At 37.4% G+C, this 13,915-nt stretch carries 10 protein-coding genes and 1 tRNA gene; 5 read left to right on the top strand and 6 right to left on the bottom strand.

Annotation, left to right across the window (positions count from 1 at the left end; genetic code table 11):
* Nucleotides 1-134: 134 nt before the first annotated feature.
* From PF028_RS05470 to PF028_RS05480, 3 genes are read left to right on the top strand one after another with little or no spacing between them, the layout of a single operon-like run.
* Entirely contained in the window at nt 135-1,271 is a 1,137-nt protein-coding gene (locus tag PF028_RS05470; RefSeq protein WP_270860975.1) for an efflux RND transporter periplasmic adaptor subunit, read from the top strand.
* Complete coding sequence (locus tag PF028_RS05475; RefSeq protein WP_270860976.1) at nt 1,271-4,414, top strand: efflux RND transporter permease subunit; 3,144 nt, start codon at nt 1,271-1,273, stop codon at nt 4,412-4,414. The genes PF028_RS05470 and PF028_RS05475 overlap by 1 nt, the downstream gene beginning before the upstream one ends.
* Complete coding sequence (locus tag PF028_RS05480; RefSeq protein WP_270860977.1) at nt 4,414-5,853, top strand: TolC family protein; 1,440 nt, start codon at nt 4,414-4,416, stop codon at nt 5,851-5,853. Before PF028_RS05475 ends, PF028_RS05480 begins: the two co-directional genes overlap by 1 nt.
* A 64-nt stretch (nt 5,854-5,917) precedes the next feature.
* On the opposite strand, the gene PF028_RS05485 is transcribed toward PF028_RS05480, so the two are convergent.
* From PF028_RS05485 to PF028_RS05510, 6 genes are all read right to left on the bottom strand, one after another.
* Nucleotides 5,918-6,604, bottom strand: a complete 687-nt coding sequence (locus tag PF028_RS05485; protein ID WP_270860978.1) for a hypothetical protein — start codon at nt 6,602-6,604, stop codon at nt 5,918-5,920.
* Between the two features lie 13 nt (nt 6,605-6,617).
* Nucleotides 6,618-7,085: a hypothetical protein gene (locus PF028_RS05490; protein ID WP_270860979.1), complete on the bottom strand. Its 468-nt coding sequence runs from the start codon at nt 7,083-7,085 to the stop codon at nt 6,618-6,620.
* 544 nt (nt 7,086-7,629) lie between these two features.
* The gene (locus PF028_RS05495; RefSeq protein WP_270860980.1) at nt 7,630-9,348 is read right to left on the bottom strand and encodes an ATP-binding protein; all 1,719 of its coding nucleotides are present in this window, start codon (nt 9,346-9,348) and stop codon (nt 7,630-7,632) included.
* A gap of 9 nt (nt 9,349-9,357) precedes the next feature.
* The gene (locus tag PF028_RS05500) at nt 9,358-10,725 is read right to left on the bottom strand and encodes an OmpP1/FadL family transporter (RefSeq protein WP_270860981.1); all 1,368 of its coding nucleotides are present in this window, start codon (nt 10,723-10,725) and stop codon (nt 9,358-9,360) included.
* Nucleotides 10,726-10,728: 3 nt separating this feature from the next.
* On the bottom strand, nt 10,729-11,574 hold the full coding sequence (nfo, locus tag PF028_RS05505) for a deoxyribonuclease IV (RefSeq protein WP_270860982.1): 846 nt from the start codon (nt 11,572-11,574) through the stop codon (nt 10,729-10,731).
* A complete protein-coding gene (locus PF028_RS05510) occupies nt 11,571-12,053 on the bottom strand; it encodes a hypothetical protein (RefSeq protein ID WP_270860983.1) in 483 nt (160 codons plus the stop codon). The genes nfo and PF028_RS05510 overlap by 4 nt, the downstream gene beginning before the upstream one ends.
* A gap of 125 nt (nt 12,054-12,178) precedes the next feature.
* On the opposite strand from PF028_RS05510, the gene PF028_RS05515 reads away from it, so the two are divergent.
* Together PF028_RS05515 and PF028_RS05520 are read left to right on the top strand one after the other, a co-directional pair.
* Nucleotides 12,179-12,253: transfer RNA gene (locus PF028_RS05515), tRNA-Glu, on the top strand.
* Between the two features lie 76 nt (nt 12,254-12,329).
* Nucleotides 12,330-13,565: a multidrug effflux MFS transporter gene (locus PF028_RS05520; RefSeq protein ID WP_270860984.1), complete on the top strand. Its 1,236-nt coding sequence runs from the start codon at nt 12,330-12,332 to the stop codon at nt 13,563-13,565.
* Nucleotides 13,566-13,915 lie beyond the last annotated feature (350 nt).

Here is a 13,915-nt window from a genome sequence, read left to right on the forward strand (position 1 = left end):
TATCTAAATTTAGCTTATTTGTGCCAAAATTCGGATATTTTTTAATATTTTTTATTAAAAATCAATTAACTAAATTTAAGAAAATTTTGGATAAAATGAGTATTTGTTTATACATTATTAAAAAAGGTAAATTTATGAGTAAATTAGCGAATTTAGCGATATTAGCGATATTATTATCGGGTTGTTCTTTATTTGAAAAAAAAGATAAAAACGCAAACGCCGCACAACAACAAATGCCGCCTTTGCCTGTGGGAGTAATAACAGCCAAAACAGGCGATATGGAAGTTGCGCTTTCTTTTAACGGACAAATAGTCGGCGAACTTGATGTCGTAGTCAAAGCCAAAGTCGTAGGAACGATAGAAAAGCAAAACTTTACTCCCGGTCAAGCGGTCAATGAAGGCGATATTTTGTTTGAAATCGATTCTGCAAAATATGAAGCAGCATATAACATCGCAAAGGCAAATTTTGACAACGCCAACGCCGATTTAAAAAGAGCGAAAAATTTAAGAGCTTCAAATGCGATTTCCCAAAGAGAATATGACGCTGCCGTTGCTGCATACAACATAACAAACGCAAATTTGACAAATGCGAAAATTGATTTAGATTATTCAAAGGTAAAAGTGCCGTTTTCGGGTGTCGTAGGCGATAATCTAAAAGATGTCGGAGCCTATGTAAGCGGGGCAGATTCTGATTTAGTAAGACTTACAAAACTCGATCCGATTTATGTTAAATTCGGGATTTCCGATGTCGAAAAGCTAAAAATCGATACAAATTTAGCTAACGGCGAGTGGGAAAAGAAAAATTCAAGCGTTAGCATAAGCGTAGCTGGAAAAGATTATAACGGAACGCTTAAATTTATAGATAATGTCGTAAATTCAAACACTGCAACGGTCGATGCAAAGGCTGAATTTGATAATCCAAATTTAGAACTAAAACCGGGGACTTACGCTAGGGTAAAGGTCGGCGGTTTTCATCAAAAAAATGGCGCAAAACTACCGCAAGTCGCTGTTTTGCAAGATTTAAGCAACCCTTTTGTTTATGTAGTTGAAAACGGAAAAATCGCAAAAAAAATCGTAAAAGTTATCTCCCAAACAGCCACAGAAGCGATCATCTCAGAAGGCATAAATGACGGAGATTTGGTCGTTATCGATAATTTCAAAAAAATTCGTGTAGGGCTTGATGTCGCTCCGCTAAATGAAGAAGCAAGGGCAGCCGAAGCTGCTAAAATGCAGGCTCAAATGCAACAAGCACAAACGGAAGGTCAAAGATAATGTTTTCTAAATTTTTTATCGAAAGACCTGTTTTTGCGAGTGTTGTTTCTATAATCATCGTAATTGCAGGTGTAATTTCGGCGATAACTTCGGCAGTAGAAGAGTATCCGCAACTTACCCCGCCACAAATCGTCGTTCGTGCTACATACTCAGGAGCCGATGCGCAAACTATCGCCGATAGCGTTGCCGCACCACTTGAAAACGCCATAAACGGCGTTGAAAATATGATTTATATGCAGAGCACTTCAAGTTCTGCCGGCGAACTTAATATCAATGTTTTCTTTGAAATTGGCACAGATCCGGCTGATGCAAGGGTAAATGTAAATAACCGCGTAGCACCTGCTCTAAATACTTTGCCTGATGAAGTTAGAAGATACGGGCTTTCGGTTTATGAGCGAAGCGGATCGCTACTCGAACTTTTGACATTTTACGATCCTAGCAATGAAATGGATCGCATAGAGATGAACAACTATGTCAAAATCAATATCGTCGAAGAGCTAAAACGAGTTGAAGGTGTCGGCGAAGCATTTGCTATGGTGAGAAACTATGCTATGCGAATTTGGTTAAACCCTGAACTTTTGCATAAATATAACCTTACCACATCTGAGGTCATCGCTGCAATAGGAGAGCAAAATTCACAGCGAACAGCAGGAAAAATCGGACAACAACCAAATGATTTAGGCAATCCTTATGTTTTTGCTATTCGCCCGGAAGGCAGACTTAAAACCGTTGAGCAGTTTGAAAATATTATCATCAGAAGCGACGATAAGGGCAGTTTTTTGCGCGTAAAAGATGTAGCAAGAGTTGAGCTTGGGGCTGATGATTACTCTATACAAGGTAAATACAACGGACACAGCATGGTTCCTACGATGATTTTCCTAAAAAACGGTGCAAACGCCCTTGCTACCGTTGAAAAAGTAAATAAAAAAGTCGAAGAGCTCTCAAAAAATTTCCCCGGAAATTTGACATATTCAGTCGGCTATGACACTACAAAATTTGTTGCCGTTTCAGTTAAGGAAGTTATGAAAACATTCGCAGAAGCCCTTCTTTTTGTTATTTTCATCATGTATATGTTTTTAGGAAATTTCCGCTCTACTTTTATTACAATGCTTGCCGTGCCGGTTTCGATTTGTGGGGCATTTATCGGAATTCATCTGCTTGGATTTTCTATAAATTTGATTACTCTTTTTGCGCTTGTTTTAGCTATCGGTATCGTTGTTGATGATGCTATTATCGTTATCGAAAATGTCGAGCGAATTTTGCACGAAGAAAGGCATTTAAGCGTAAAAGAAGCCACGATTAAAGCAATGCGAGAAATAACAAGCCCTGTTATTTCTATCGTGCTAGTTTTGAGCGCTGTTTTTATTCCGATTGCCTTTATGGGCGGTTTTACGGGCGTTATACAAAAACAATTTGCCCTAACGCTTGTTGCTTCTGTCGCATTTTCCGGCTTTGTAGCACTTACTCTTACACCATCACTTTGTGCGCTTATTTTACGCAAAAAAGAGGGTGAGCCGTTTTGGTTAGTAAAAAAATACAACGAATTTTTTGATTTTTCTACGCGAGTTTTTACAGCAGGTGTTGCAAAAGTTTTACGCCATGTGATTCCGAGTTTGTTAATTGTAGCCGTTTTTATGGGTCTTGTAGTTGCGCTGTTTAAAGCAACTCCAGGTGCGCTTGTGCCAAATGAAGATAAAGGCGCAGTTTTAACCATGGTGAATTTACCGTCAGCCATGACGCTAGGACATACGCAACAAACAACAAATTTTATTAAAAGTATTGTCGAACAAAACCCAAATGTAGAAGCCGTAACCGAAATCGCAGGTTATGATATGATTAGCGGTAGCATGAAAGAAAACGGCGGAGCTATGTTTATGATGCTTAAAGATTGGGATAAAAGAAAAGGTTATGAAAATTCAAATTTTGCTATGGCAAATGAACTAAACGGAAAATTATATTTTGCAGATAGAAATTCGATGACCTATGTCGTTACGCCACCGCCTATAAACGGGCTTTCTTTGACCGGTGGTTTTGAATTATATGCCCAAAGCCTAACAGGAAAAACATATCACGAAATCGAAGCCGATATGCAAAGGGTTGCAGCCAAAGCAAACGCTCACCCAATGCTAAATTTAGTGCGAACCACGCTAGATACGCAGTTTCCGCAATATACTCTAACGATGAATACCGAAAAAATCAAAATGATGGGTATTAATATCAACGATATTTTTTCAACCCTATCGGCGACTATCGGAAAGTATTATGTAAATGATTTTAACCTGCTTGGCAAAAATTTCCGCGTTTATATTAGGGCAGATCAAGAGTATAGAACATCTCCGGAAGACATTAAATTTTTATATGTTCGCTCAAAAACAGGACATTTAGTTCCACTTGATGCACTAGTTAGCCTGCAACGAAGCTTAGGTCCTGATACGGTTGATAGATTTAACGGCTTTTCTGCTGCTAAACTTATGGGAGAGCCAAAACCGGGCTTTACATCTGGTCAAGCCATACAAGCTATACAAGAAGTTATGAAAGAAGAACTAGGCGATGAGTATTCAATCGGCTGGTCAGGTTCTGCCTACCAAGAAGTCGCAGCCACAGGAAAAGGCGCACAGGCTTTCATTTTTGGTTTAATTTTCGTATTTTTGATTTTAGCGGCTCAGTATGAAAGGTGGCTAATGCCTTTGGCAGTTTTGACAGCCGTGCCGTTTTCAGTTTTTGGAGCGCTACTCTTTAACTGGGCTAGGGGATTAAATAACGATATATATTTTCAAATCGGACTTTTATTACTTATCGGTTTGGCTGCTAAAAATGCCATTTTGATTGTCGAATTTGCTATGCAACAGCATTTGCATAATAACCGCTCGATAACAGAAGCAGCCATTGAAGCCGCTAGAATGCGCTTTCGCCCGATTTGTATGACAAGTCTTGCTTTTACACTTGGCGTTTTCCCTATGGTTATCGCCACAGGAGCAGGTGCCGCAAGCCGCCATGCCATAGGAACGGGTGTTATGGGCGGTATGATAGCAGCTTCTACGATTGCGATTTTCTTTGTTCCGCTGTTTTTCTACCTTTTAGAAAGCCTTAATGAGTGGATAGACAAAAAACGAGCAGAAAACAAAAGTGCGGAGGACGAGTGATGAATAAATTTTTATATAGCGTGATTGCAAGTGCCGTTTTGTTTAGTGGTTGTTCGTTTAAGCCGACGCTTCCGCAAAAAAATACCGAATTTATCGCAGACTACGGCGAAATTCGTATAGATAAAGCTTGGTGGGCTGAATTTGGCGATAGCTATCTAAATGAGCTAGTTGAAAGTGCGCTACAAAACAATTCTGATTTGAATTTAGCTCTAAATAATATCGAAATAGCGAGAACTTCGCTTGGACTTTCACGCTTGGAGTTTTTACCAAATTCGCAAATTCAAGGCGGCGCAGGTCGCCAAAATAACTTTGGAAATCTGCCTGATAGAAACTCGCACGAAGCCTATTCGCTTGGGGCTTCTATGAGCTATGAAATCGATTTTTGGGGCAAAATTCGCAACTCAGTCAGAGCTGCAAATGCTAAATTTAACGCCACAAAATATGATTACGAAACAGCAAAAAACACAATCGTTAGCACCGTTGCAAACCTTTATTTCACGCTGATTTCGCTAAAAGAACAAGAGCAAATTTTAAAATCCAGCCTAGATAGCTACACTAGCACGGCAAATTTTCGCAAAAAACAGCTAAATGCAGGGGCCATTAGCGATATTGTTTATTATCAAGCATTAGCGACACAAGAAAACGCAAGAGCAAATTTAATCGGCGTTCAAAACAACCTTTCGCAAATTTCGACTTCGCTAAACATACTTACAGGTAAAAGCTACAACGAAATTCTACACGGCGTGGTAAATTCGGCAAATTCATTGCCAAATGCACCTGCGATTCCAAGCGGGATTTCATCGGACATCTTACTTCACAGACCCGATGTCGCAAGTGCGCTTGAACGCCTAAAAGCTACAAATTTCCTTGTCGGCGTGGCAAAGGCGCAGTATTTTCCGTCTATCTCGCTAACAGGAAGTCTAGGTTATGCTAGCGGCGAGTTTGACACGCTTTTAAATAACCCTGCTTGGAGCATAGCCGGTTCGCTAGTGGGGCCGCTAATCGACTTTGGTCGCACCAAAAAGCGAGTGGATTTGGCAAATCTGGATCAAAACGCAAGTTTTATCGCCTATGATAAGACCTTAAAAACGGCTTTTGGCGAGGTTAAAGACGCATTAGTCGGCATAGAAAACGCTAAAATCAAACAAGAAAGTATGAAAAAGCTAGTTTCGGCTCAACAAAGAGTTTTTAACATGGCTTCGAAACGCTACGACGAGGGTTATAGCGACCACTTGGAGTTTTTAGACGCTCAAAGGGGACTTTTAAATTCTAAACTTTCATTAGCAAATGCGAATTTAGAAACGCTAACAAGCACGGTAAATGCCTACAAGGCTCTTGGCGGCGGCTTTAAAGTAGATGACAATGCTACGATAAATTTGATAAATTCAAAAGAAGAAATCGCTCCGTCAAATTCTGCTTTTCCTATACCAAGTTTTTAATAATTTTTAAAACTATTGTAGAGTGGGCAACCTTGCCCACCGAAAATTTGGAAACCTAGAATTGCTATTCTTGGTTATAAAAATTTTTATAAGCTTTGCAACCTACCATATCAGGGTCTGTTTTGCATGAATTTACAAAATCGTCATAATAATAGCTCATTTCATTATTTTTAGCTTCTTCTAATAATACACAAGCACTACCCCAGTCGCTAAATAATTCGCAAGAAACTGCATAATATTTTACTGCGTTTCTATAATCTCTGTTTTGTTGATATAAATTACCAGTAAATGCACAAAAACCTTTATCTTCCCGACCGCCGTATGTCCTACTTTCTTTTATTAAATCTATGACTATTTTCGTAGCATTGTCACAAATTTCGCGACTTTTATCTAAATTTTTTGTGTATAAAGCATAAAAATCGCAATCCATAATTTCGCCCAAATCGCAAACCTTTTTTGATATTTCTATACACCTTTCATCGCATTGCTTTTCTTTTCCTATCAAAGAAGCAGCTGCATATTTACAAGGAATAATTTCATTATTTTTACACAATGGTAAGGCTATATCTAAAACTTTATCAAATTCTTTATTCTCATAATGAGAATAAATTTTTTCATAAGTGGGGTTTATATTTTCGCCACCATACGACCCTTCGCCACCACACGACCCTTCGCCACCCCACTGACCTATGCATGTGCCGGTGGCACTGGTAACAAAAATAATTAAACAAAATAGCAAAATTCTACTCATTTTTTCTCCAAAATTATTTTTTAAATATAACAAAAATTAGTAATAAAAATAAAATTCCATAGATAATATATTTTTTATTTATAGGCTTTGGTGGCAAATTTAAATTTTTTGAATTATTGATTTGTAGATTAGAAAAATGCAGTTTTTCGTTTGTTTTTAAATCGTGTAAAACAAAATATTTTTCAACTCCTATCCCATCTTTATTCATAATCATTCGTTCAACCTTGACCTTTCTATATTTACTGGCATTATAATCATAAATTTCCATAATCTTTCCTGGTCGTATATCTTTGCTGTTAATATCATAATAAACAATATCATAATTACAGGCTTCCGAGTAAATATCTACATATAATTCTTCTTTAAAATTATATATATGCGATTCGTAGCAAAATTTACCATTGCCAACAGCCGCTTGATAAATATCGGCAAATGAAAAATTTAAAAATAAACCAAATAAAATTAAAAATATTTTTCTCATCTTTTTCTCCGATATGTTTTTGAAATGATACAAAAAAAAAAAAAAACAGATTGTCAATAGAGTTAGATTTTTGTTTTACATTTTCGTAGGGCGGGCATCCTTGCCCACCACAAATTATGCAAATTTAAAAATTCTATAAATTCAATCAAATTTGGTATTGCAATTATTTTTGTGAATTTAACCATCTTGCAAGTTGCTTTTTAAGGGGGAAAGGGGCTGACTTACTCTGCTTCGTGCTTCGCACTCGCAAGAAACCTGCCACGCACTTTGTGCGTGTCATCGCTACGCTTGTTTTGCGAAGTCGCTCCACTTTCCCCCTTAACAACCCCTATACCCTGCACGCTTCTATCGTGACAAATTTAAAAAAAGCTTTCACTTTTTTTAAATTTAGTTTTATGAAAAATTTGCTTCGCAAATTTTTGAATTGGATTGTTTTGGTTTATTAAATTTGTAGCTTCGTAGGGTGGGCATCCTTGCCCACCGAAAAATTCGGTAACCTTATGGTGGGCAAAATGCCCACCCTACGAAAACTGGATAAAAAATTTTATAAAAGTCCGACTTTTTTGTCGGTATCGAAATTCGATGAAATTTCTCGTTTTATCTCGTTTGCGAAGTCTTCAAAAGTGAAAATTCCGTCATCTTTAACGGCGACTTTTAAAGCGGTATTTTTCATCGTCATTACGATTTGAGCACCACTTAGCTCAAATTCGGCGAGTTTTTCCACGCTAAAATTCTCTTCAAAACTCGCATTTTCTGGCAGTATTTTTCGCCAAATGGCAAGGCGTTCGCTCATTGTCGGCTTTTTAAATTCGATTTTATAATCAAACCGCCTAGAAAAGGCAGTGTCGATATTTTTTAGCAAATTCGTCGTGGCGATTAAAACGCCTTCAAATTTTTCGATTTGATCAAGGAAAATATTTTGCATTTGATTGTGCATTTTATCGCTTCCGCCACCTGCTGCTTCTATGCGAGATGAAAGAAACTGATCTGCTTCATTTAGTAAAAGCACGGGTTCGGTTTTGCTTTCGTTTTTGATTTTGTTGTAAGTATCAAAAATTTTTCGCACATTTTGTTCGCTCTCGCCGACATATTTGCTTAAAATTTTGGAGCAATCAAAGCTAATAACCTGCTTTTTAAGGCTCTTTGCAAGGCTAAGTGCGCTCATAGTCTTACCCGTCCCCGGCGCTCCATAAAAAATAATCTTCGCATCGACGCCCTTGCGAGATTTTATACCCCACGAATTTAAGCGGTTTATGACCTTTTTATCGACCTGTTTTAGAATTTGGCTAAGCAACTCTTTTGTTTTTTCATTTAGCACGACATCGTCGATGTCCGTTACAGGCTCGATTAGCTCGAAAATTTCGCTCTCTTTTACGATTGTTTCGATGAGTGCTTTTTTATTTTTTTTGCCTGATTTTGGGTGCATTATGGTTTGCAAAATATCTTCATTTATATAAAAACTTCGCATGATACCGCCAAAACCGCCGATAGTCTCGTCATAATCAATCAAACCGCTAATGATGAGATTTGCGCCCTCTTCGAGCAAAGCTCGATTTTTAAAACGAGAGATTTCATCTTCGCTAATTAAGGCAATTAGCGTGTTTAAATCCCTGAAATTTTCAAATTCAGCTGAATACTCTTCTTTTAAAAGTGCCAAAAATATGAGTTGCTCTTTTGAATTTAGTGAATTTGATTTGAAAATTTGCTCGATTGGGAGTGAAATTTTGGTTAATCTTATCCGTTTTGCGATGATTTTTTCTAAATTTTTAATTCGCTCATCGATTTTATTTATCGATAATTCTGAACTAGTATGCAGTTTTTTGGCATATAAATTTATGCGAAAAAATTGATCTTTTAGATACTCCAAATTATCATTATAGGGCAAAATTTGTGGTAAATCAAATTTTATCTCGCCGTCTTCAAGAATTTTTAAAAAATATTCGCTTGGTTCGATTTCAGAATTTAACAAAGACAATAAAGCCGTTTTTTTGCCTAATTCTACATTTTTAAAAACACTTGCGATTTGAGTTACAAGCCCTAAATCAATAAGAGATTTTATATTTTTTAAATAGTTTAAGTAACTATAATCTTTTTCTCCAAAAACAGCACAAAGCAGTGAAAATACACTAGATTGTGGATTTCCGTCAAGGTAGTTTTTTAGCAAAAATTGTAAAATTTTTATCTCGTCATCACTGACTTCCAAAATTTTTTGTATTTGAGAGTCTTTTGGATTTTGATTGATAAAATTTATAATTTCTTGCATAAAACTCCTTTAAAATTTATAACTTGCCGTTAAATTTAGTATCAAAATATTTGTTCTTCCAAATTCACCAACAAGGTTATTAAAAGCAATGGAATCCGGAGAATTTATCTCTCTTGCTTGGCGATCTTGATAAAGCGCAGCTCCCGTTAAATCAAAGCTATCGCTAAATTTATAATTTGCTCCGAGTGAATAGATATAAGATTTTGTATCAGGCAACTCAAATCGAACCTTATTTGCATCAGCAGCTGCTTCATCGATGGCAAAACCGCCCATTAATCGTAAATCTTTATTATATTGATACGCCACACCGAAGCGGAAAGTATCGGTATCGTGCCAGTCTTTTTCCACAGGTTTATCAAACATCGCTGAAACAGGTATTGCACGGGCATATTCAAAGTCAAATTCTTTCAAAGCCGACCAAAAAGTTCTATCATAAGCAAAGCTAAAAGTCCAGTCGTTCCACTGATATGCCGCACCCAAAGTTAAAATCGCAGGAAGCGGTATGTCGATACTTACATCGCCGCTATACTCACCTTCATAACCAGCTTTTAGTTGCGTTAAAAGCGGTGCCAACTGCGGATAAGTCGCGATAAGTGCCGATAAATTTGATGTATCTAGGCTTGATTTTATTTTAGCATCGCCTTCGACGGTTAAATTTACTTTTGAGCGATAAGTTGCAGCTAGGCTTAAATTTTGTGTTGGTTTATAAGTTAAGGCAAGATTATAACCAAAATCCCACGAATCACCCGTTAGCTCACGCCTAGCACTCAAATTTACACTTTGTGTGCCAACGATCGGAATTTGCGCTGAAATAGTAGCATTGCTTACTTCGTTTTTAACAACACCGCTGGTATAAACAGCCCTTGCGCCAACCGCAAAAGAAAGCTGATCATTTATAAGATACGCGATGCTTGGAGCAAGTTCGACAACCTGAATTTCAAAATGCTCGGCGATTGATTTTGGAAACGGATCTTCCCATTTCATCGTCATTCCTGCCGGAACCGAAATACTAAAACCAAATCTTGTATTTTCGCCGATAAACGGAGAAAACATGTGAAGTCCCGGCACAAAAAAATGTCCTACTTCTGAGCTTGTGTCGTAGTTTGCATTGCCAAAAGTGGTTGAGTGGTTGCTATATTTAAGGCTTCCGAGCCTTAAATACTGACCCGATAAAGCAAATTCATGCCCTGCGTGCATAAAAACCATATTTGCAGGGTTATAATACGCCGCGTCCGCACCAAAACTATAAGCTATGTTTGATGTAGCCATCGCCACAGAATCGCCACTTTGCTCAGGTATTTTAAAACCCGAAGCACAGGCAAAATTCACAGCCAAACTAGCCGTCAAACCAAATAAAAACACTTTTTGTAAATTCAAAATTTATCCTTTTATCATATTTCTTAAAATTTTTATCTCGTCCGCCCAAATACTCTCGTCGATAGTCTCTAAGATAAGCGGAATTTCGTCTATTTGTTTATCGTTCATAATATTTTCAAAGCTAGAAAGCCCCAAAAATCCACGCCCAAGGCTTTCGTGGCGATCTTTGCGAACACCAAGCTCGTTTTTGGTGTCATTTAAGTGCATACCGCTTAAAAATTTATAGCCGATAATTCGGTCAAATTCGCTCATAGTTTTTTCGTAAGATTCTTTCGTGCGAAAATCATACCCACCCGCAAAAGCATGACAGGTATCGATACAAACGCCAATGCGATTTTTGTTTTCCACCCGCTCTATGATATAAGCGATTTGTTCAAATTTAAAGCCCAAATTCGAGCCTTGCCCTGCGGTGTTTTCGATGACAAGTTTTACGCCGCTAGTGTTTGCGATAGCAAAATTTAGCGAATTTGCGATATTTTGCAAACAAATCTCGGCTGAAATTTCATTTAAATGGGATCCTGGGTGAAAATTTAAAAGCTTAATGCCTAGTTTTTCGCAACGCTCCACTTCATCGATAAACGCTTCAACGCTTTTTTTGCGTAAAATCTCGTCAGGGTGTCCTAAATTTATAAGATAACTATCATGTGCTAAGATATGATCGCTTTTTATACCGCTAGTAGCTAAATTTGCTTTAAATTTCGCTATATCGTCATCGCTGAGTGGTTTTGCGCTCCATTGGCGTTGATTTTTCACAAAAAGCGCAAATGCATCTGCTCCGATATTTTTGGCATTAATCGGCGCGTTAAAAACCCCGCCGCTTGCGCTTACATGCGCTCCGATTCGTTTCAATTTATCTCTTTTAATTTGATTTTTATTTTGTTTTTTGTATCGGCAAATTCTACCAAATTGTTACAAAATTCGTATTGTATAAAATTATCGCTTAGATTTTGCAAAAATCCACAATCGCTCTTTTGCAAATTTTTTCCGTTGTAAATCGGCTTATGGTTTAAAATATCGCTAAAAAAGCCGTTGTAATGGCTGTTTTTAAAGAATTTTCTATTAAATGTCGCTTCGTCATCACAAGCAGAATTTAGACAAATTTTATTTTCTGAAATATCCATTTTTAGGATACTAACGCCTGAGTTATAAATTTGAAGTTCAGTTTTATTTGTGAATTTATGGATAAAACCTGCATCGCTGATTTTTAAACTAGGCGAAATCACCGTAAAACTAACTGCTTGGGAATTTTGTGGAGAATTTTTCGCACAGCCTGAGAAAAAACTAACAAAAGCCAAAATTCCACACATAAACAAATTTATTTTTTTCATAGAGTTATCCTTTTAAAAATTTAAAATGGTATTTTAGCAAAATTTACAAAAAATAGCACTTTATTAAGTGAAATTTAAGCAACTTTCGTATAAAATACGAGTTCCTTTTTTGTTTAACCGATTGTGGCCCCTTCGTCTAACGGTTAGGACATCGCCCTTTCACGGCGGTAACACGAGTTCGAATCTCGTAGGGGTCACCACTTTTAATCTCAAATTTAAGTTTCACTCTAAGTTTTTTTCGTTACAATCACTTTTTAAAATTTTTCAAGGAAATTTATGTTTGCCAAAATCACGGAATTTTTAAATTCACCAAAAATCGCAAGGCCGTATTTAATCTTAGTTTTAGCCTATATGTCGGCTGTTGCGCCACTTTCGACCGATATGTATCTACCTGCTTTAAAAAATGTTCAAGCCACATTTGCCACGAGTGAATTTTATACTCAACTTTCGCTAACGGCATTTTTCGTCGCTTTTGCGCTCGGCCAGCTCATTTACGGACCACTTAGCGACATCTACGGACGCAGAAAACCCCTACTTGTGGGAATTTGCGTTTTTATATTTTCTAGCATTTTATGCGTGGCGATTGATAACATTTATGCTTTTATATTTTTTAGATTTACCCAAGCTTTGGGCGGTTGCGCGGGAGTGGTTATCGCAAGAGCCGTGATAAATGATAAATTTAGCGTCCAAGAAGGCGCAGCAGTTTTAGCCTTGATGATGATAGTGGGTTCTCTTGCTCCTATGTTAGCTCCAACCGTCGGGGCTTTTATATCGGATTTTGGCGGTTGGAAGCTCATTTTTACAACACTATTTTTGCTTGGAATTTTGCTTTTTTGGATGATTTTTTTAGGCTTAAAAGAAAGTGCTATTATCGATAAATCGCTAAATTTAAGCCCGAAATCGGTTTTGGCTAATTATATTTCGATTTTAAAAAATCGCAAATTTTTTATTTTTACCCTTTCATCCGCCCTTTGTATGGCGGCGATGTTTGCCTATATCACGGGTTCGCCGTTTGTTTTTAGAGAGCATTTTGGGCTTTCTAGTAAGGCTTTTGGCATAGTTTTTGGGTTAAATGCGCTTTCGATGACCATATTTTCAGCTATAAATGCAAAAATCGTGCAAAAAATTTCGCCTTATATAATCTTAAAAAATGCCTTTTTAGCGATGATTGTGGGAGCTATTTTATTACTTGTTTGCGGATTTTTTGATTTTGGATTTTTGCCTTTTGAAATTTGCCTATTTTTAACGCTTGGCATGAAAGGATTTATCATACCAAATGCCGTAGTTTTGGCAATGGCTAGATTTAAAGGCAAATCAGGCTCGGCTTCTGCTGTGCTTGGGGCAATCCAAATGGCAATGGCAGGATTTATCTCCGTTGTCGTAGGCGCAATCGGCGCAAACCACCCGTTTTTGCTATCGTGCGTGATGGCGGTTTGCATAGTGGCGGGGTTTGTAACATACTTGTGTGTAAGCAAAAGATTTCTTAGAAAATTTAAGTTGAAACGAGCCTAGCTTTCACGCCAAATTTGTAACGATAGACGAAAAAAGTCTTATCTTTTGCAAATTTGGCGTGAAATCGTCGGCATTTAGTTACCAAATTTAAGTTGAATTCAGCCTAGCTTTTGCGTGATTTTGTAAATTTCTCGTTCGATAGGCATACCAGCCTTATCTCACTCGAAATTTACTACAAAACACGCAAAATCGTCGGCATAAATTTATCAAATTTTCCATTGAATTATTTTGTAAATTTAAAAATTTGCGAAGCAAATTTTTCATTAATTCGCAAATTTAAAAGCGACAGCTTTTAAATTTGCAACCTTGTAAAGCGTCGTCGGGGGTAAGGGGGTTGCAGGGGGAAAGGG

Source organism: Campylobacter sp. CN_NE2 (assembly GCF_027797465.1).
Lineage (GTDB): Bacteria > Campylobacterota > Campylobacteria > Campylobacterales > Campylobacteraceae > Campylobacter_B.

What these genes read in the sequence shown, in the direction of transcription:
- PF028_RS05485 (WP_270860978.1), bottom strand. Translation starts at nt 6,604, where the DNA reads ATGAGTAGAATTTTGCTATTTTGTTTAATTATTTTTGTTACCAGTGCC.
- PF028_RS05520 (WP_270860984.1), top strand. Translation starts at nt 12,330, where the DNA reads ATGTTTGCCAAAATCACGGAATTTTTAAATTCACCAAAAATCGCAAGG.
- PF028_RS05495 (WP_270860980.1), bottom strand. Translation starts at nt 9,348, where the DNA reads ATGCAAGAAATTATAAATTTTATCAATCAAAATCCAAAAGACTCTCAA.
- PF028_RS05470 (WP_270860975.1), top strand. Translation starts at nt 135, where the DNA reads ATGAGTAAATTAGCGAATTTAGCGATATTAGCGATATTATTATCGGGT.
- PF028_RS05475 (WP_270860976.1), top strand. Translation starts at nt 1,271, where the DNA reads ATGTTTTCTAAATTTTTTATCGAAAGACCTGTTTTTGCGAGTGTTGTT.
- PF028_RS05510 (WP_270860983.1), bottom strand. Translation starts at nt 12,053, where the DNA reads ATGAAAAAAATAAATTTGTTTATGTGTGGAATTTTGGCTTTTGTTAGT.
- PF028_RS05490 (WP_270860979.1), bottom strand. Translation starts at nt 7,085, where the DNA reads ATGAGAAAAATATTTTTAATTTTATTTGGTTTATTTTTAAATTTTTCA.
- PF028_RS05480 (WP_270860977.1), top strand. Translation starts at nt 4,414, where the DNA reads ATGAATAAATTTTTATATAGCGTGATTGCAAGTGCCGTTTTGTTTAGT.